Source organism: Pseudomonas sp. FW300-N1A1, assembly GCF_058789115.1.
In genome coordinates this window covers 37,086-54,911 of sequence record NZ_JBYTBK010000029.1, presented here as the reverse complement: position 1 = coordinate 54,911, position 17,826 = coordinate 37,086, and the positions used below count along the sequence as shown (strand labels likewise).

General features: G+C 62.6%; 20 protein-coding genes. 18 read left to right on the top strand and 2 right to left on the bottom strand.

Going from position 1 to position 17,826, the window contains the following annotated elements; translation table 11 throughout:
• Positions 1 to 52: 52 nt before the first annotated feature.
• From AC3WQN_RS18740 to AC3WQN_RS18705, 8 genes are all read left to right on the top strand, one after another.
• Positions 53 to 2,278, top strand: a complete 2,226-nt coding sequence (locus AC3WQN_RS18740) for a chemotaxis protein CheA (protein WP_103400983.1) — start codon at positions 53 to 55, stop codon at positions 2,276 to 2,278.
• Positions 2,279 to 2,327: 49 nt separating this feature from the next.
• Positions 2,328 to 3,455, top strand: coding sequence for a protein-glutamate methylesterase/protein-glutamine glutaminase (locus tag AC3WQN_RS18735; RefSeq protein WP_103400982.1), 1,128 nt, complete (start codon positions 2,328 to 2,330; stop codon positions 3,453 to 3,455).
• Positions 3,455 to 4,195 carry a flagellar motor protein gene (locus AC3WQN_RS18730; RefSeq protein WP_095080127.1) on the top strand — a complete coding sequence of 247 codons (741 nt, stop codon included), beginning with the start codon at positions 3,455 to 3,457 and terminating at the stop codon, positions 4,193 to 4,195. The genes AC3WQN_RS18735 and AC3WQN_RS18730 overlap by 1 nt, the downstream gene beginning before the upstream one ends.
• 276 nt (positions 4,196 to 4,471) lie before the next feature.
• Positions 4,472 to 5,365 (top strand): flagellar motor protein MotD, encoded by an 894-nt coding sequence (gene motD / locus AC3WQN_RS18725; protein ID WP_103400981.1) that lies wholly within the window; start codon positions 4,472 to 4,474, stop codon positions 5,363 to 5,365.
• A gap of 44 nt (positions 5,366 to 5,409) precedes the next feature.
• Positions 5,410 to 6,198, top strand: coding sequence for a ParA family protein (locus tag AC3WQN_RS18720; protein WP_095148567.1), 789 nt, complete (start codon positions 5,410 to 5,412; stop codon positions 6,196 to 6,198).
• A gap of 1 nt (position 6,199) precedes the next feature.
• Positions 6,200 to 7,072, top strand: a complete 873-nt coding sequence (locus AC3WQN_RS18715; RefSeq protein ID WP_103400980.1) for a CheW domain-containing protein — start codon at positions 6,200 to 6,202, stop codon at positions 7,070 to 7,072.
• 85 nt (positions 7,073 to 7,157) lie between these two features.
• Positions 7,158 to 7,643, top strand: a complete 486-nt coding sequence (locus tag AC3WQN_RS18710) for a chemotaxis protein CheW (protein WP_019692361.1) — start codon at positions 7,158 to 7,160, stop codon at positions 7,641 to 7,643.
• On the top strand, positions 7,644 to 8,036 hold the full coding sequence (locus AC3WQN_RS18705; RefSeq protein WP_103400979.1) for a DUF2802 domain-containing protein: 393 nt from the start codon (positions 7,644 to 7,646) through the stop codon (positions 8,034 to 8,036).
• 201 nt (positions 8,037 to 8,237) lie between these two features.
• Here the strand turns inward: AC3WQN_RS18705 and AC3WQN_RS18700 are convergent, their stop codons facing one another.
• Both AC3WQN_RS18700 and fliK read right to left on the bottom strand, forming a co-directional pair.
• Complete coding sequence (locus AC3WQN_RS18700) at positions 8,238 to 8,567, bottom strand: EscU/YscU/HrcU family type III secretion system export apparatus switch protein (RefSeq protein WP_103400978.1); 330 nt, start codon at positions 8,565 to 8,567, stop codon at positions 8,238 to 8,240.
• Positions 8,564 to 10,129: a flagellar hook-length control protein FliK gene (gene fliK / locus AC3WQN_RS18695; protein ID WP_103400977.1), complete on the bottom strand. Its 1,566-nt coding sequence runs from the start codon at positions 10,127 to 10,129 to the stop codon at positions 8,564 to 8,566. The genes AC3WQN_RS18700 and fliK overlap by 4 nt, the downstream gene beginning before the upstream one ends.
• Positions 10,130 to 10,377: 248 nt before the next feature.
• Here fliK and ccmA point away from each other — a divergent pair, with 248 nt between their 5' ends.
• From ccmA to AC3WQN_RS18645, 10 genes are all read left to right on the top strand, one after another.
• Positions 10,378 to 10,959 (top strand): cytochrome c biogenesis heme-transporting ATPase CcmA, encoded by a 582-nt coding sequence (gene ccmA / locus AC3WQN_RS18690; RefSeq protein WP_492589173.1) that lies wholly within the window; start codon positions 10,378 to 10,380, stop codon positions 10,957 to 10,959.
• Entirely contained in the window at positions 10,956 to 11,624 is a 669-nt protein-coding gene (gene ccmB / locus AC3WQN_RS18685) for a heme exporter protein CcmB (RefSeq protein WP_103400975.1), read from the top strand. The genes ccmA and ccmB overlap by 4 nt, the downstream gene beginning before the upstream one ends.
• Before the next feature lie 77 nt (positions 11,625 to 11,701).
• On the top strand, positions 11,702 to 12,457 hold the full coding sequence (locus AC3WQN_RS18680; RefSeq protein ID WP_103400974.1) for a heme ABC transporter permease: 756 nt from the start codon (positions 11,702 to 11,704) through the stop codon (positions 12,455 to 12,457).
• The gene (gene ccmD, locus AC3WQN_RS18675) at positions 12,454 to 12,630 is read left to right on the top strand and encodes a heme exporter protein CcmD (RefSeq protein ID WP_095080104.1); all 177 of its coding nucleotides are present in this window, start codon (positions 12,454 to 12,456) and stop codon (positions 12,628 to 12,630) included. Before AC3WQN_RS18680 ends, ccmD begins: the two co-directional genes overlap by 4 nt.
• A complete protein-coding gene (gene ccmE / locus AC3WQN_RS18670; protein ID WP_095080103.1) occupies positions 12,627 to 13,082 on the top strand; it encodes a cytochrome c maturation protein CcmE in 456 nt (151 codons plus the stop codon). Before ccmD ends, ccmE begins: the two co-directional genes overlap by 4 nt.
• 3 nt (positions 13,083 to 13,085) lie before the next feature.
• Entirely contained in the window at positions 13,086 to 15,074 is a 1,989-nt protein-coding gene (locus AC3WQN_RS18665) for a heme lyase CcmF/NrfE family subunit (RefSeq protein WP_103400973.1), read from the top strand.
• On the top strand, positions 15,071 to 15,607 hold the full coding sequence (locus tag AC3WQN_RS18660; protein WP_103400972.1) for a DsbE family thiol:disulfide interchange protein: 537 nt from the start codon (positions 15,071 to 15,073) through the stop codon (positions 15,605 to 15,607). Before AC3WQN_RS18665 ends, AC3WQN_RS18660 begins: the two co-directional genes overlap by 4 nt.
• Positions 15,604 to 16,074 carry a cytochrome c-type biogenesis protein gene (locus AC3WQN_RS18655; protein WP_095080100.1) on the top strand — a complete coding sequence of 157 codons (471 nt, stop codon included), beginning with the start codon at positions 15,604 to 15,606 and terminating at the stop codon, positions 16,072 to 16,074. Before AC3WQN_RS18660 ends, AC3WQN_RS18655 begins: the two co-directional genes overlap by 4 nt.
• Positions 16,071 to 17,279, top strand: a complete 1,209-nt coding sequence (gene ccmI / locus AC3WQN_RS18650) for a c-type cytochrome biogenesis protein CcmI (RefSeq protein ID WP_103400971.1) — start codon at positions 16,071 to 16,073, stop codon at positions 17,277 to 17,279. The genes AC3WQN_RS18655 and ccmI overlap by 4 nt, the downstream gene beginning before the upstream one ends.
• A gap of 15 nt (positions 17,280 to 17,294) precedes the next feature.
• Positions 17,295 to 17,705 (top strand): hypothetical protein, encoded by a 411-nt coding sequence (locus AC3WQN_RS18645; RefSeq protein WP_103400970.1) that lies wholly within the window; start codon positions 17,295 to 17,297, stop codon positions 17,703 to 17,705.
• Positions 17,706 to 17,826: the final 121 nt, after the last annotated feature.

Here is a 17,826-nt window from a genome sequence, read left to right as displayed (position 1 = left end):
TGCCGGTCCGGCATTGACCGATATCAGGACTTACCATTAGGAGCACCCATTAATGAGCTTCGGCGCCGATGAAGAGATCCTTCAGGATTTCCTGGTTGAGGCCGGCGAGATTCTAGAGCAACTGTCCGAGCAACTGGTCGAGCTGGAAAGCCGACCGGATGATGCGGATTTGCTCAATGCAATTTTTCGCGGTTTTCACACTGTAAAAGGGGGCGCCGGCTTCCTCCAGCTCAACGAGCTGGTGGAATGCTGTCACATCGCCGAGAACGTGTTCGACATCCTGCGCAAGGGTGAGCGTCGCGTCGACTCAGAGCTGATGGACGTGGTTCTCGAAGCGCTGGACGCCGTCAACGGCATGTTCGGCGAAGTCCGTGAGCGGGCGCCAATCACGGCGGCCACCCCGCAACTGCTGGCGGCATTGGCGCGCTTGGCCGAGCCGCAGTCGGCCGATGAAGTTGCGCCGGTGGTTGAAGCGCTGGCCGAGCCTGAAGCGCAAAGCGATTCGGGCGACATTACCGACAATGAATTCGAACTGCTGCTCGACTCGCTGAACGCGGTCAAGGCGCAAGCCGAGGCACCTGCTGCAGTAGCCCCCGTGGCGGCTGCTGGCAACGATGAGATTACCGATGCCGAGTTCGAGTCGTTGCTCGATCAGTTGCACGGCAAAGGCCAGTTCGCCGTCGATGCACTCGCGGCGCCGGCCGAGCCTGTTGCGCCTGTCGCAGCGGCCGAGAACACCGACATTACCGATGACGAATTCGAAGCACTGCTCGATCAGTTGCACGGCAAGGGCAACTTTGCCGTCGTAGCGCTGGAGTCGGCCATTGCCTCCGTTCCGGCAGCGGCCGTGCCCGCCGCAGTGGCGGTTGGCGGCGATCTGATCTCCGATCACGAGTTCGAATCCTTGCTCGATGAGTTGCACGGCAAGGGCAAGTTCAGCCAGGACGTTGGCAGTGCCGCGTCTACGGCCACTGCGGCGGCACCGGTTGCCGTGCCTGTGGCACAGCCGGTTGCCAAGTCAGCGCCCGCCAAGGTTCAAGCGTCCAAGCCAGCCGCCGCACCTGCCCGTGCAGCGGCACCAGCGCCTGCCGAGAAGCCGGTCAGTGAAGCCGAGACCACGGTCCGTGTGGACACCGCGCGCCTGGACGAAATCATGAACATGGTCGGCGAACTGGTGCTGGTGCGTAACCGCCTGGTTCGCCTGGGGCTCAACAGTGGCGACGAAGCCATGTCCAAGGCCGTGTCGAACCTCGACGTGGTGACGGCAGACTTGCAGACCGCCGTCATGAAGACCCGGATGCAGCCGATCAAGAAAGTCTTCGGGCGCTTCCCGCGCCTGGTTCGCGACTTGGCGCGTCAGCTCAAGAAAGAGATCAACCTGGAACTGGTCGGTGAAGAAACCGACCTCGACAAGAACCTCGTCGAGGCGCTGGCCGATCCGTTGGTCCACTTGGTGCGCAACGCGGTCGACCACGGTATCGAGTCGCCAGAAGAGCGCGAGGCCTCGGGCAAGTCCCGTGGTGGCAAGGTGGTGCTGGCGGCGGAGCAGGAGGGTGATCACATCCTGCTGTCGATCTCCGATGACGGCAAAGGCATGGACCCTAACGTCCTGCGCGCGATCGCGGTAAAACGCGGCGTGATGGACAAGGATGCCGCCGACCGACTGAGCGATACCGAATGCTACAACCTGATTTTTGCCCCGGGGTTCTCGACCAAGACCGAGATCTCCGACGTGTCCGGGCGCGGCGTGGGCATGGACGTGGTGAAAACCAAGATTTCCCAGCTCAACGGTTCGATCAACATTTACTCGACCAAGGGCCAGGGCTCGAAGATCGTCATCAAGGTCCCGCTGACCCTGGCGATCATGCCCACGCTGATGGTCATGCTCGGCAACCAGGCGTTCGCCTTCCCGCTGGTCAACGTCAACGAGATCTTCCACCTCGACCTGTCGCGCACCAACGTGGTCGACGGTCAGGAAGTGGTGATCGTGCGCGACAAGGCGTTGCCACTGTTCTACCTCAAGCGCTGGCTGGTCAGTTCCGCCGCTCATGAAGAGCAGCGCGAGGGCCATGTGGTGATCCTTTCGGTGGGCACCCAGCGAATCGGCTTTGTCGTCGATCAACTGGTGGGCCAGGAAGAAGTGGTCATCAAGCCATTGGGCAAAATGCTCCAGGGAACCCCGGGGATGTCCGGCGCCACCATTACCGGTGACGGCCGCATAGCCCTGATTCTCGATGTTCCGAGCATGCTCAAGCGTTACGCCGCACGGCGTATTTGATTCTGATGGGGCGGGGCGACTGAGCCTCGCTCCGTCTAATGGAGTGTTTATGGCAGTCAAGGTCCTGGTGGTGGATGATTCGGGTTTTTTCCGCCGCCGCGTCTCGGAAATTCTTTCGGCCGATCCGAATATCCAGGTGGTCGGGACGGCCACCAACGGTAAAGAGGCGATCGACCAGGCCCTGGCCCTCAAGCCGGACGTGATCACCATGGACTACGAGATGCCGATGATGGATGGCATCACGGCAGTGCGGCACATCATGCAGCGCTGTCCGACCCCGGTGTTGATGTTCTCCTCGCTGACCCATGAAGGCGCCCGGGTGACCCTCGATGCGCTGGACGCCGGCGCGGTGGATTTCCTGCCGAAGAATTTCGAAGACATCTCGCGCAACCCCGAGAAGGTCAAGCAGCTGTTGTGCGAGAAGGTACACAGCATTTCACGCAGCAACCGTCGCATGAGTGCCTACAGCGCTCCGGCACCGGTTGCCGCGCCGACAACCCCGGCACCTGCCAGTGTCAGCAGCTACGGCAGCAGCGCGTCGGTACGCCCGGCCCCGCTGCCCGTGCCGACCCGCGCAGCGGTCGCCAGTCCGTCGTCGCCGGCCCCCAAACGCAAATCCTACAAGCTGGTGGCCATCGGTACGTCCACCGGCGGGCCCGTGGCCTTGCAGCGCGTGCTGACGCAGTTGCCCGCCAACTTCCCGGCCCCGATCGTGCTGGTCCAGCACATGCCGGCGGCCTTCACCAAGGCGTTCGCCGAGCGCCTGGACAAGCTGTGCCGGATCAGCGTCAAGGAAGCCGAGGACGGTGACATCTTGCGTCCGGGGCTGGCCCTGCTCGCACCGGGCGGCAAGCAAATGATGGTCGATGGCCGTGGCGCGGTGAAAATCCTCCCGGGCGATGAGCGTTTGAACTACAAACCGTGCGTGGATATCACCTTCGGTTCGGCGGCCAAGTCCTACGGCGACAAAGTTCTGGCGGTGGTGCTCACCGGCATGGGCGCCGACGGTCGCGAAGGTGCGCGCTTGCTCAAGCAGGGCGGCAGCTCGATCTGGGCCCAGGATGAAGCCAGCTGCGTGATCTACGGCATGCCGATGGCGATCGTCAAAGCCAACCTGGCGGACGCGATCTACGACCTGGACGCGATCGGCAAGCACCTGGTCGAGGCGTGCCTCTGATGGATGTGTTAAGCCTCATCGGGATCATCATGGCGTTTGTCGCCATCATCGGCGGCAACTACCTGGAAGGCGGGCACCTGGGGGCCTTGGCCAACGGCCCGGCGGCCTTGATTGTGCTGGGCGGGACCATTGGCGCGGCGCTGTTGCAGTCGCCGATGAGTGCCTTCAAACGGGCCATGCAGATCCTCGCGTGGATCCTGTTCCCGCCCCGTATCGATCTGGCCGGCGGCATCGACCGTGTCGTCAACTGGAGCCTCACCGCGCGCAAGGAGGGCCTGCTCGGCCTGGAAGGCGTGGCGGATACCGAACCGGACAGTTATTCGCGCAAGGGCCTGCAATTGCTGGTCGATGGCGTCGAGCCGGAAGCGATCCGCAGCATCCTGGAGGTGGATTTCTATACCCAGGAAAGCCGCGATATCGAAGCCGCCAAGGTGTTTGAAAGCATGGGCGGCTATGCGCCGACCATCGGCATCATTGGTGCGGTGATGGGCCTGATTCATGTCATGGGCAACCTGGCCGATCCGTCGCAACTGGGCAGCGGCATTGCCGTGGCGTTCGTTGCGACCATCTACGGGGTGGCCAGTGCCAACCTGGTGCTGCTGCCGATTGCCGCCAAGCTCAAGGCGATTGCCTTGCGCCAGTCCCGGTACCGGGAAATGTTGCTCGAAGGCCTGCTGTCGATCGCCGAAGGTGAAAACCCTCGTTCCATTGAGTTGAAGCTTCAGGGCTTCATGGACTAGGGGATTGCAGGGTGTGCTCACAGTAAATGACGAGCGCGCAGCGCCCTGCGAGCCGCAAGACTTGGCGTAAGGAGAGAAGTTTGGTTGCTTCAAATGAACGACGAATAACGACGTATTGCGGCTCGCAGGGCGCTGCCCTCCGGGTTGGCGCTGTGATTGCGCCAGGCTGCGTTGCGTGGTTTGAGAAGGGAGCGACCATTCTCGGCGCCCCGCGCCTTGCCTGGCACAATCACAGCGCCAACGCGCTTCGTCATTTACTGTGAGCACACCCTGATCATGGCACGTCGTCGCCACACTGAAGAGCATGTCAACCATGAGCGCTGGCTGGTTTCCTACGCTGACTTCATTACGTTGCTGTTCGCCTTTTTCGTGGTGATGTATTCCATCTCTTCGATCAACGAAGGCAAGTACAAGGTCATCTCCGAAGCCTTGATCGGCGTGTTCACCGATTCGGATCGCGCCCTCAAGCCGATCCCCATTGGTGACGAGCGTCCGCGCACCGTGACCCCGGCCCAGCCGCTGGTCAAGGACGCCGAGCAGATCGACGCAGGGCTCGCCCAATCAAGCAACGACCCGCTCAAGAGCATTGCCGACGACATCAGCGCGGCGTTTGGCGACTTGATCAGTTCCAACCAGATGACCGTGCGCGGTAACGAGTTGTGGGTTGAGATCGAACTGAATTCCAGCTTGCTGTTCGGCAGCGGCGACGCCATGCCCAGCGATATCGCGTTCAGCATCATCGACAAGGTCGCGGCGATTCTGAAGCCGTTCGACAACCCGATTCACGTTGAAGGGTTCACCGACGATCAACCGATCCGCACCGCGCAGTACCCGACCAACTGGGAGCTGTCGTCGGCCCGTTCGGCGAGCATCGTGCGCATGCTGGCCATGCAGGGGGTCAACCCCGGGCGGCTGGCCTCGGTGGGTTACGGTGAGTTTCAGCCGGTGGCCAACAACGCCACCGCCGAAGGCCGCGCACGCAACCGTCGGGTGGTGCTGGTGGTGTCGCGCAATCTCGATGTGCGGCGCAGCCTGACCGCCACCGGAGCCGCCCATGCGCAACCGGACGCCGCCTTGAAGCGTGCTGGCACACAAACTGCACCGACGCCTGTCAAGTCGCCGGGCAACGCGAGTGCCGTCAATTCTCCGTCACCCGGCTTAACACGTTGAGCTATTTCTCGGTTGCCCCTGTACGACCGGGAGGAACGAACTGAATGAGAGTCTGGGCAGTTGCCAATCAAAAGGGTGGTGTTGGTAAAACCACGTCCTCCATCGCTTTAGCCGGATTACTGGCCGAGGCGGGCAAGCGCGTGGTCGTGGTCGACCTGGACCCCCACGGCTCCATGACCAGCTACTTCGGCTACGACCCCGATAGCCTGGAGCACAGCAGCTACGACCTGTTCTTGCACAAGGGCAGCGTGCCCCAGGGGCTGCCCGGGCAGTTGCTGTTGCCGACCAGCGACGAGCACATTTCCCTGTTGCCCTCGAGCACCGCGCTGGCCACCCTTGAGCGCCAGTCGCCGGGGCAGAGTGGCCTGGGCCTGGTCATCGCCAAGAGTCTGGCGCAGCTGTGGCAGGACTTCGATTACGCACTGATCGACAGCCCGCCGTTGCTCGGTGTGCTGATGGTCAACGCCTTGGCGGCCAGCCAGCAACTGGTGATCCCGGTTCAGACCGAGCACCTGGCGGTCAAAGGGCTGGAGCGCATGGTCAATACCCTGGCAATGATCAACCGCTCACGCAAGCAGGCGTTGCCGTTCACCATCGTGCCGACCCTGTTCGACCGTCGCACCCAGGCTTCGCTCGGCACCTTGAGGGTGTTGCGCGACCTGTACCCGGATGACATCTGGCAAGGCTATATCCCGGTCGATACCCGGCTGCGCGACGCCAGCCGGGCGGGGCTGACACCTTCGCAGTTCGACGGCAAGAGCCGTGGCGTGCTGGCCTATCGTTCGTTGCTCAAGCACTTGCTGGCCCAGCAACTTGTCGCGCAGGTGGCTTGAGATGAATCGGCCGGTACAGATCGCGTCTCGCCCGCAACTGGCATTGCAGTCCTATCTGGATGGATTGCTGCAAGAGGCGACCGAAGAGCTGGCACCCGAAGTGGTCCAGGTCATTGAAGTCCTCGAGGTGATCGAGGCTGAAGGCGCGCTGGACGAGTTCCAGGCCGCGGTGCTCGAAGAGCAGGCGCGTGACGCGCAGGCCACCGTGGTGGTGGCCGAGCCGCTCACCCCGGCGATGGCCAGTGAACCTGTCGTGGTGTCGGTGCTGGAAGCCCCTGCACCGATTCTGGCGCCCGTGGTTTTGGTTGCTCCGTTATCGCCGCTGCTGGTTGAGCCCGTGGCTGAAGTGCACTTGCCGCCCAGCCAGACACCACCTCCGCTCGAGGGCGATGGCCGGCCGAGCTGGGCCGCGGAGCCGTTCGAATGCCTGCTGTTCGACGTCGCCGGTTTGACCCTGGCCGTGCCGCTGGTGTGCCTGGGGTCGATCTATCCGCTGGCCGGGCACGAGCTGACACCGTTGTTCGGGCAGCCGGAGTGGTTCCTCGGGATCTTGCCGAGCCAGGCCGGCAACCTGAAGGTGCTGGATACCGCGCGCTGGGTCATGCCCGATCGCTATCGCGACGATTTTCGCCAGGGCCTGCAATACGTGATCTCGGTTCAGGGTTATGAGTGGGGGCTGGCCGTGCATCAGGTCAGCCGCTCGTTGCGCCTGGATCCGAACGAAATCAAATGGCGCAGCCACCGTGGTCAACGACCCTGGTTGGCAGGCACCGTGATCGAACACATGTGTGCGTTGCTGGACGTCTCGGAACTGGCGGAGTTGATCGCCAGTGGTGGCGCCAGGCACATGGGCAATTTGAAACCGGTCAATTGACCGACATAACAGACAGCGGGTCGCATGCACCGTGCGGCCAGGCAGAACACACACCGCCATGGGCGGTTTTTCGAGGGGTCAGGGTATGAATGATAAGGCGTCGTCTGCAAAGGGTTCCGAAGATCCGATCCTGCAATGGGTAACCTTCAAGCTGGACAATGAAACCTACGGCATCAACGTGATGCGCGTTCAGGAAGTCCTGCGTTACACCGAGATCGCTCCGGTTCCGGGTGCGCCAAGTTACGTGCTGGGGATCATCAACCTGCGCGGCAACGTGGTCACGGTGATCGACACTCGCCAGCGCTTTGGCCTGGGGACTGTGGAAGTCAGCGACAACACCCGGATCGTGATCATCGAGGCCGACAAGCAAGTGGTCGGGATCATGGTCGACAGCGTGGCTGAAGTGGTTTACCTGCGTCAGTCGGAAATCGAGACCGCGCCGAATGTCGGCAACGAAGAGTCGGCCAAGTTCATCCAGGGCGTGTGCAACAAGAACAACGAATTGCTGATCCTGGTCGAGCTGGACAAGATGATGAGCGAAGAAGAGTGGTCGGAACTGGAGAGTATCTGATTGATTCTCGAGGTTGCTGTCATTGTGCTGGGGTTGCTCTGGATCGGCACCCTGGCGATGTGTCTGGCCTACACCCGCAAGCAGCGCGAGCTGGCGGTGGAGCAGGCCAAGGCGGATGCGTTGCGCGATCAACGTATCAAGGACCTGGCCAGACGCGTCGACAACTACCAGGACGGTAACGTGCGCATGGGCGAAGACCTGCATGAGTTGCGTGCGGTGGTCGGGCCCTTGCCGGACAAACTGGCGCAGCTCGAGCAGCGCGACCCGACCAGCCTGTCGTTCGCCCAGGCGGCGCGGCTGGTGGGAATGGGCGCCAGCGTCGATGAACTCACTCAGTCCTGCGGCTTGACCCAGGCTGAGGCGGAGTTGATGCGTAAGATGCACAAAAACTAAAAGCAATGACGAGCGTCTGGCGCCGGGTGAACAATTGTGGCGAGGGAGCGTGCTCCCGCTGGGCTGCGAAGCGGCCCTGAAACCTACAATTGCTTTCTTCCAGATAGACCTCGTCAGCTTTTTTGCGATTGCTGCGCCGAACGCGGACCGGCCGGCGGGCGCAAGCTCCCTCGCCACATTGAACTTGCAGCGCCTGCTGGATCAATAACCCTCCCCTCGATCTGTCACATCCCGCGCCGCCATCGGCGCCTGCGCGTCATAGCCCGCCGGAAACTTGCCCTTGAGTTTCCAGGCAAACGCAATGATCTCGGCAATCGTGCGATACAACTCCTCCGGAATGCTGTCGCCCAATTCCATTCGCGCCAGCAATCTCACCAGTTCGGCGTTTTCATAGATCGGCACTTCACAGTCGCGGGCGATTTTCAGGATGGCTTCGGCCAGCGCTTCGTCGCCCTTGGCGGTCAGCGTGGGGGCGTGGGCGCCGTCGTACTTGAGGGCAATGGCTTGGCGGGGCGGATTGGGGTTTTTCATGCGGTATCGTCGACCCAGCGTTGTTCGAGGCGGGTTCGCGGGCCCTGGGGTGGTTTGCCGAGGTGGCAATCCAGTTCGCCAACGTTCAGCCCGGCGGCCAGCAGTTGCGCGCGCAGGCTGCCCAGATGCTGTTCGATCAGGCTCGCGGTGTAGGGCTGCTCGGCCCAGAGCTGGCTGGACAGGCTGCCGCGTACCAGTTGCGCCTGCACCTGCAGCGGCCCCAGCGGTTCGAGGTCGAAGGCCAGGTCAACCCGCCACAGTGGCTGCCGGGATTCGCGTTCGGCGGGTTGCTCCTTGTGTTCCCGGGGAGGCGGATCTTCACGCTGGAGTTTGACCTGCAGCGGTACGATGTCTTGCCCATTGCGCATGGGGATTTCCAATTGCCAGGTGGTTTGCAGCCGACCCTCCTCGGTCATGCCGGTTTGCTCCAGGCCCGCCAGTTGATGACTTTGCAGGCGAGAGATGGCCGCTGCCGCCAGACGCAGCAGGTGCTCCAGGTTGCCTTCGCCGTCCTGGCTCTGCAGTAGGCGCGAGGGCAGGGGAAAGCTGCCGGGATGCGGTTTGGCACTGACCTGGCCCAGGGTCCCGAGGGCGTTACGCACGAAGCTTGGCAGGGCCTGGGCCAAGGTGTTGGCCGCAATGGCGGCATTGAAACTGGTGTTGGCCGGCAACCCCGGTGCCAGCTGTGCCACCAGGCGTAGCAGGTTGCCTTTCAGGTCCTGGGTCAGCTCGGGAGGCGCTCCGGCGAGCAGCTTGTTTTCCAGAAACAGACCGCTATTGGCCAGCGCCTGCGCCAGCCCTTTGCTGGAGCTCAATTGTTGCGCGTCGGGCAGGCTTGCCAGCAGTTGCTCGACGGTGGCGCGCAACTGCGCGGGCTGGGTGCCGGCGGGCAGGTTTTGCAAGACTTTGAGCAAGCCTTCCAGTGAGCCTTGACGGTGCTGCTGGCTGATCAGCTGTTGGGCAATCGCCAGTTGATCCTGGCGGTTGGCGAGCGGCACGAAACTCAGGGTCTGTGAGTCCTGGACCAGGGCACTGAGCAGGGTGCCGATGCGCAACGGTTGCGCGCTGTCGATACTCAAGGTGCTGCCGCTGAGCGCCGTGTTGAGCAGGCTCACCATGGAGCGGTACACCGCCGGTTGCCCCGGGGTTTGGGGTAACGCCTGCTGGGTCAGCACTTTACCCTGTAACAGCGTGCCGACTGGCAGTTGCGAGGTGTCCAGGCGGGTGAGGGCGGCAATGTTCGCGGCCTGCGCCTGTTGCACCGTGATTGCCAGGTTGTTGGCCGAGGGTTGAGTAATGGTCAGGCTTGTACCCTGGGGCAGCGGCAGATTGCTGGTGGCCTGCACCGTAGTCTGGCGACCGCTGTCGAGCGTGACCTTGAGCAGGAGCTGGAAGGTCTGGTCGTTCTGCTTGAGCGACAGGACTTGCGCGTCGGCACTTTTACCGGCCGCGATCAGGCCGTCCATGGGCGTGAGCAGCTTGAGCAACTCGCCACTGACCTGCTGGCGCGACGGAACCGCCGCGGTGGGGGGCAGTGGAAGAATGTTGATCTCACCGGTCATCAGGTCACACCCTGTCGAAATTGCCCTCTTTAGAGTAGGACATCGCATGTATAATGCGGCCCGTCTTCGGAGACCTTGCGAAAACATCGCAATTGTTTGACCCAGCTCTCTGGAACAGGCCGTCAATGCCTCTATGCTGCACCACTTTAACGGCCGATCCACTGCCGACTTGAACCGTAAAGGCCCGCGATCTTTTGACCATCCCTCGACTACAAGCCGTAGCGCTCGCCTGCGAGCGAGACTTGCGAATGCTCTTCGAGCACCTCGAATTGCAGCTGGGCAGCGGTGACATGTTGCAGATCAGCGGCCCCAACGGCAGCGGCAAGACCAGCCTGCTGCGCCTGCTCTCCGGGTTGATGCAGCCCACCAGCGGCCAGGTGTTGCTCAATGGCCAGCCACTCAATCAACAGCGCACGGAGTTGGCCCACAACCTGCTGTGGATCGGCCATGCCGCCGGCATCAAGGACTTGCTGACCCCTGAGGAGAACCTCAGCTGGTTGTGCGCCTTGCATCGACCGGCGAGCCATGAGGCCATCTGGCGGGCGCTGGAAGCGGTAGGACTGCGCGGTTTCGAAGATGTTCCCTGCCACACCCTGTCCGCGGGGCAGCAACGCCGGGTCGCGCTGGCGCGGTTGTACCTGGACAGCCCGAAGCTGTGGATTCTCGACGAGCCGTTTACCGCGCTCGACAAACAAGGTGTCGCCCAATTGGAAGAACACCTGGCCGCACACTGCGAGCAGGGTGGCATGGTGGTCTTGACCACTCACCACACCCTGACCCGGATGCCGGCCGGTTACCGCGACATTGATCTGGGGCGGTGGGCCGTATGAGTGTCTTTGCGCTGTTGGTCGCCCGTGAGGCGCGCTTGCTGTGTCGTCGTCCGGCAGAACTGGCCAATCCTCTCGTATTCTTCGCCATCGTCGTCGCATTGTTTCCGCTGGCGGTCGGACCTGAGACACAATTGTTGCAAACCTTGTCGCCGGGCCTAGTCTGGGTAGCGGCCCTTTTATCGGTTTTGCTCTCGCTGGACGGGCTTTTCCGCAGTGATTTCGAGGACGGATCCCTTGAGCAGTGGGTCCTTTCGTCGCACCCCCTGCCTCTTCTGGTTTTGGCCAAGGTACTGGCACACTGGGCGTTTTCCGGCCTGGCACTGGTATTGCTTGCGCCGTTACTGGCGTTGATGCTCGGTTTACCTGCCGCCTGTCTGCCGGTTTTGCTCTTGTCGCTGTTGCTGGGTACACCGGTACTGAGCCTGCTCGGTGCGGTCGGCGCGGCACTGACGGTGGGGCTCAAACGTGGTGGCTTGCTGCTGGCGCTGTTGATTTTGCCGTTGTATATCCCGGTGTTGATCCTGGGCAGTGGCGCCTTGCAGGCGGCGCTCCAGGGTATGCCGGCAACCGGTTATCTGCTGTGGCTGGGTAGCCTGGCCGCCCTGGCGATAACCCTGACACCCTTTGCAATAGCCGCTGGCCTGAAGATCAGCGTCGGCGAATAATGAGGCCTGGTTATTTTTTAACCAGTAAAGGCCCTGGCTTTTCGTGACAACGAAAAACAACCGTGATGGAAACAGTAATGAACTGGACCTGGTTTCATAAACTCGGCTCACCCAAGTGGTTTTACGGCATCAGCGGTAGAATGCTGCCCTGGCTGAGCATCGCCGCGTTGCTGCTGATCGGCATCGGTGCCGTCTGGGGCCTGGCCTTCGCGCCGCCGGACTACCAGCAAGGCAACAGCTTCCGGATCATCTACATTCATGTGCCGGCCGCCATGCTGGCCCAGTCCGTCTATGTGATGCTGGCGGTCTGCGGCATTGTCGGACTTGTGTGGAAGATGAAACTGGCGGACGTGGCCCTGCAGTGCGCCGCGCCGATCGGTGCCTGGATGACCGCCGTGGCGCTGGTGACCGGGGCGATCTGGGGCAAGCCGACCTGGGGCTCGTGGTGGGTCTGGGATGCACGGCTGACGTCGATGCTGATCCTGCTGTTTCTGTATTTCGGCCTGATTGCCCTGGGCAATGCCATCAGCAATCGCGACAGCGCGGCCAAGGCCTGCGCGGTGCTGGCGATTGTCGGCGTGATCAACATCCCGATCATCAAGTACTCGGTGGAGTGGTGGAACACCCTGCACCAGGGCGCCACCTTCACCCTTACCGAAAAACCGGCGATGCCGGCGGAAATGTGGCTGCCGTTGTTGCTCACGGTGCTGGGCTTCTACTGTTTCTTCGGCGCCGTGCTATTGCTGCGCATGCGCCTTGAAGTGCTCAAGCGCGAAGCGCGTGCCAGCTGGGTGAAAGCCGAAGTGCAAAACAGCCTGGAGGCCGCGTCATGAGTTTCGCTTCATTTGGCGACTTCCTCGCCATGGGCCATCACGGTCTTTATGTCTGGTCGGCCTATGGCATCTGCCTGGCGGTACTGGCCCTCAACGTGGCCGCGCCGATCCTGGCCCGCAAGCGTTATCTGCAACAAGAGGCGCGTCGTCTGCGCCGGGAGAACAGCCAGTGAATCCGCTGCGTAAAAAGCGTCTTGTCATCATTCTCGCGATCCTGGTCGGTGTCGGCGCTGCCGTCGGCCTGGCCTTGAGCGCCCTGCAGCAGAACATCAACCTGTTCTACACGCCGACCCAGATCGCCAACGGCGAAGCCCCGCAAGACACGCGCATCCGCGCGGGCGGCATGGTCGAAGCCGGGTCCCTGCAACGTTCCGGCGATTCGCTGGACGTGAGGTTCGTGGTGACCGACTTCAACAAGTCCGTGACCATCACCTACCGCGGCATCCTTCCGGACCTGTTCCGCGAAGGGCAGGGCATCGTTGCGCTGGGCAAGCTGAACGCCGATGGCGTGGTAGTGGCAGACGAAGTGTTGGCCAAGCACGACGAGAAGTACATGCCGCCCGAAGTGACCAAGGCGCTCAAAGACAGTGGTCAATCCGCTCCCACACCCGCGAAGGAGGGTTGATCCATGACTTCCGGTCTCTTTATTCCCGAGCTTGGCCACCTGGCGATGATTCTCGCCCTGTGTTTTGCCGTCGTGCAGGCCATTGTGCCGTTGTTCGGCGCCTGGCGCGGCGATCGCCTGTGGATGGGCCTGGCCCAGCCAGCGGCGTGGGGGCAGTTCACCTTTCTGGCGTTCGCCTTCGGGTGCCTGACCTATGCCTTCATGGCCGATGACTTCTCGGTCGCCTATGTGGCCAACAACTCCAACAGCGCGTTGCCCTGGTACTACAAGTTCAGCGCCGTGTGGGGCGCCCACGAAGGTTCCCTGTTGTTGTGGGCGCTGATTCTCGGTGGCTGGACCTTCGCGGTGTCGGTGTTCTCCCGGCAACTGCCGCAGGTCATGCTGGCCCGGGTACTGGCGGTGATGGGCATGATCAGCACCGGTTTCCTGCTGTTCCTGATCGCTACCTCGAACCCGTTCGAGCGCATCCTGCCGCAAATGCCGACGGATGGCGCCGACCTCAATCCGTTGCTGCAAGACATCGGCCTGATTGTTCACCCGCCGATGCTCTACATGGGTTACGTCGGCTTCTCGGTGGCCTTCGCCTTCGCCATTGCCGCGTTGATGGGCGGTCGCCTGGATGCGGCGTGGGCCCGTTGGTCCCGTCCCTGGACCATTGTTGCCTGGGCTTTCCTGGGTATCGGCATCACCCTCGGCTCGTGGTGGGCCTACTACGAACTCGGCTGGGGTGGCTGGTGGTTCTGGGACCCGGTGGAAAACGCCTCGTTCATGCCATGGCTGGTCGGTACTGCGCTGATTCACTCGCTGGCGGTGACTGAAAAGCGGGGTGTGTTCAAGAGCTGGACCGTGTTGCTGGCCATCGCCGCGTTTTCCCTGAGCCTGCTGGGCACCTTCCTGGTCCGTTCCGGCGTCCTGACGTCGGTGCATGCGTTCGCCTCGGACCCTGAGCGTGGCGTGTTCATCCTGATCTTCCTGCTGTTCGTGGTGGGCGGTTCACTGACGCTGTTTGCCTTGCGTGCGCCGGTGGTCAAGAGCCACGTGGGCTTCAACCTGTGGTCCCGGGAAACCCTGCTGCTGGGCAATAACCTGGTACTGGTGGTGGCGGCCTCGATGATTCTGCTGGGCACCTTGTACCCGCTGGTGCTGGACGCCCTGACCGGCGCCAAGCTGTCGGTGGGCCCGCCGTACTTCAATGCCCTGTTCATTCCATTGATGGCATTGCTGATGGTGGTGATGGCGGTGGGCGTGCTGGTGCGCTGGAAAGACACCCCGGTGAAATGGTTGTTGGGCATGCTGACCCCGGTGCTGCTGGGCAGCGCCGCGCTGGCGGTGGTGGCCGGGATCGCCTACGGCGATTTCAACTGGGCGGTGTTGGCGACCTTCATGCTCGCGGCCTGGGTGTTGCTGGCCGGTGTGCGTGACATCTTCGACAAAACCCGTCACAAGGGCCTGATCAAGGGCCTGCCGACCCTGACCCGCAGCTACTGGGGTATGCAGATCGCGCATCTGGGCATTGCCGTGTGCGCGCTGGGCGTGGTGCTGTCGAGCCAGAACAGCGCCGAGCGCGATTTGCGCCTGGACCCGGGCGAGTCGATGGAGCTGGCCGGTTATCACTTCGTGTTCGAAGGGGCCAAGCACTTCGAAGGCCCGAACTTCACCTCCGACAAGGGCACCGTGCGGGTGATCCGCGATGGCAAGGAAGTCAGTGTCCTGCACCCGGAAAAACGCCTGTATACCGTGCAGAACTCGGTCATGACCGAGGCCGGGATCGATGCCGGTTTCACCCGTGACATCTATGTGGCCCTGGGTGAATCCCTGGGCGATGGCGCCTGGGCCGTGCGCGTGCACGTCAAGCCGTTCGTGCGCTGGATCTGGTTCGGCGGCCTGCTCACCGGTTTTGGCGGTTTGCTGGCGGCAATGGACCGGCGTTATCGGGTCAAGGTGAAAAGCCGTGTGCGTGAAGCACTGGGCATGACGGGAGCGACTGCATGAGACGTTGGTTGATGGTGTTGCCACTGGCGCTGTTCCTGGTGGTCGCCGTGTTTCTTTATCGCGGTTTGTACCTGAACCCGGCCGAGTTGCCTTCGGCGATGATCGGCAAGCCGTTCCCGGAGTTCACCCTGCCCACGGTGCAGGGCGACAAGACCCTGACCCGCGCCGACCTGCTGGGCAAGCCGGCACTGGTCAACGTCTGGGGGACCTGGTGCATTTCCTGCCGGGTCGAACACCCGGTGCTGAACAAGCTGGCCGAGCAGGGCGTGGTGATCTACGGCGTCAACTACAAGGACGTCAATGCCGACGCCCTGAAGTGGTTGGCCGAGTTCCACAACCCGTACCTGCTGGACATCCGTGACGAGGAGGGCACCCTGGGCTTGAACCTGGGTGTCTACGGTGCCCCGGAAACCTTCTTCATCGACGCCAAGGGCATCATTCGCGACAAATACGTCGGGGTGATCGACGAAGTGGTCTGGCGTGAGCAACTGGCGCCCAAGTACCAGGCGCTGGTCGACGAGGCCAAGCCATGAAGCGCTGGATTGCTGCCGCCGTACTGGGCTTGAGCATCGCGGGTGTGGCCCACGCGGCCATCGACACCTACGAGTTCGCCAAGGAAGGCGATCGCGAGCGGTTTCGCGAGCTGACCAAAGAGCTGCGTTGCCCCAAGTGCCAGAACCAGGACATTGCCGACTCCAACGCGCCGATTGCCGCTGACCTGCGCAAAGAGATTTTCCGCATGCTCGGCGAGGGCAAGGACAACCAGCAGATCATCGACTTCATGGTCGATCGCTACGGCGACTTCGTGCGCTACAAGCCGGCCTTGACCGGCAAGACGGCATTGCTGTGGTTTGGCCCGGCCGGGCTGTTGCTCGGGGGTGTGGTGGTGATTGCCCTGATCGTCCGTCGTCGGCGCGTCGAGCGTGCCGCTGGCAAGGACACGCTTACTGACGAGGAGCGCAAGCGCCTCGACCAACTGTTGGATAAAAACCAAGAATGATTGATTTCTGGCTCGCTGCAGGTCTGCTTCTACTGGTTGCCCTGAGTTTTCTGTTGATCCCGGTGCTGCGGGGCCGTCGCGCCCAGCGCGAAGAGGATCGTACCGCGCTGAACGTGGCGCTTTACCAAGAGCGCGTGGCCGAGTTGCAGTCGCAGCAGGCCGAAGGCGTGCTCGATGCGACGCAGATGAGCGTCGGTCGTGACGAAGCCGCCCGTGAGCTGTTGGCCGACACCGAAGGTGCCGATACCGGTCGGGTTTCCCGCCTGGGCAAGCCGCTGCCGTTGCTGGCCGCGATCCTGGTGCCGGTGTTGGGGCTGGGGCTGTACCTGCATTTTGGTGCCAGCGACAAGGTCGAGTTGACCCGCGAATTCGCCCAGGCGCCGCAGACCATGGAAGAGATGACCCTGCGCCTGGAGCGTGCCGTTGCCGCTCAGCCGGACTCTGCCGAAGGCCTGTACTTCCTGGGGCGTACCTATATGGCCCAGGACCGTCCGGCGGACGCCGCGAAGATTTTCGAACGCACCGTGGCCATTGCCGGTCGTCAGCCCGAGTTGCTCGGCCAGTGGGCCCAGGCCCAGTACTTTGCCGACAACAAGAAGTGGTCGGACAAGGTCCAGGCGTTGACCGACGAAGCGCTCAAGGCTGATCCGAAAGAAGTCACCAGCCTCGGCCTGCTGGGCATCGCGGCCTTCGAAGGCGAGCGTTACCAGGAGGCCATCGACTACTGGAATCGCCTGCTGGCGCAACTGCCAGCCGAGGACAATTCGCGCAGCGCCCTGCAGGGCGGCATTCAACGGGCGAGCGAAAAACTGCAGGAGAGCGGCGGTGCCGTGGCCAAGGCTCCGGTAGCCGCGGCCAAGCCCGCGGCGCTGCTGAAGGTGACCGTCGACCTGGCGCCTGACCTGAAGGCCAAGGTCCTGCCGGGTGACAGCGTGTTCATCTTTGCGCGCGCCACGTCCGGCCCGCCGGCCCCGCTGGCAGCCAAGCGCCTGACCGTTGCCGACCTGCCCGTGACCGTTGAGCTGGGTGATGCCGACGCAATGATGCCGCAGTTGAAACTGTCCAACTTTCCTGAAGTCCAACTGGTTGCGCGCGTGTCCCGTGCCGGTCAACCGACTGCCGGCGAGTGGATCGGTCGCAGCCAGCCTTTGGCCAGCAGCACCACCGCGCCGCAAAAACTGACCATCGACAGTCCGGACAAATAACCAGGAAACACCGCAATGACCGTATTCGCCCGTATCACTCTGCTCAGTCTGGTTTTGGGGTTGAGCGCCTGTGCGGTCCAGGAGCCAACACCGGATACCCGGCCATTGCCGCCGATCCCGCCATCGGGCCCGACGACCAAGCCTGGGCCCTCCACGGCGCCCAGCAAGCCGGTGACCCCGAACAAACCGGGCAAGCCCCTGCCGCGCACCTCGGCAAGCTTCGCCCCGCCTCCTGGCGGCAACAGCCACTGGGATGCCAGGCTGGGCGTCTATGTCCTCGACGACCAGACCAACGTCTTCTACCGCCAGCGCACCTACTACCGCTGGAACAACGGTTGGAGCCGCAGCATCAGCCCGCAGGGGCCATGGGAGGATACCGATATCCATGGCGTGCCGTCGGGGCTGGGCCGGCAGTACGGGCAGTAACGCAAACGGCGACCTTCGGGTCGCCGTTTTTGCAGGTGGGTTCAATGCATCTACCGGCCCAGTCCTCGCCGCAGACACCGATCAATTCAACACGCTGTAAAACAACCGTACGTCACGACGC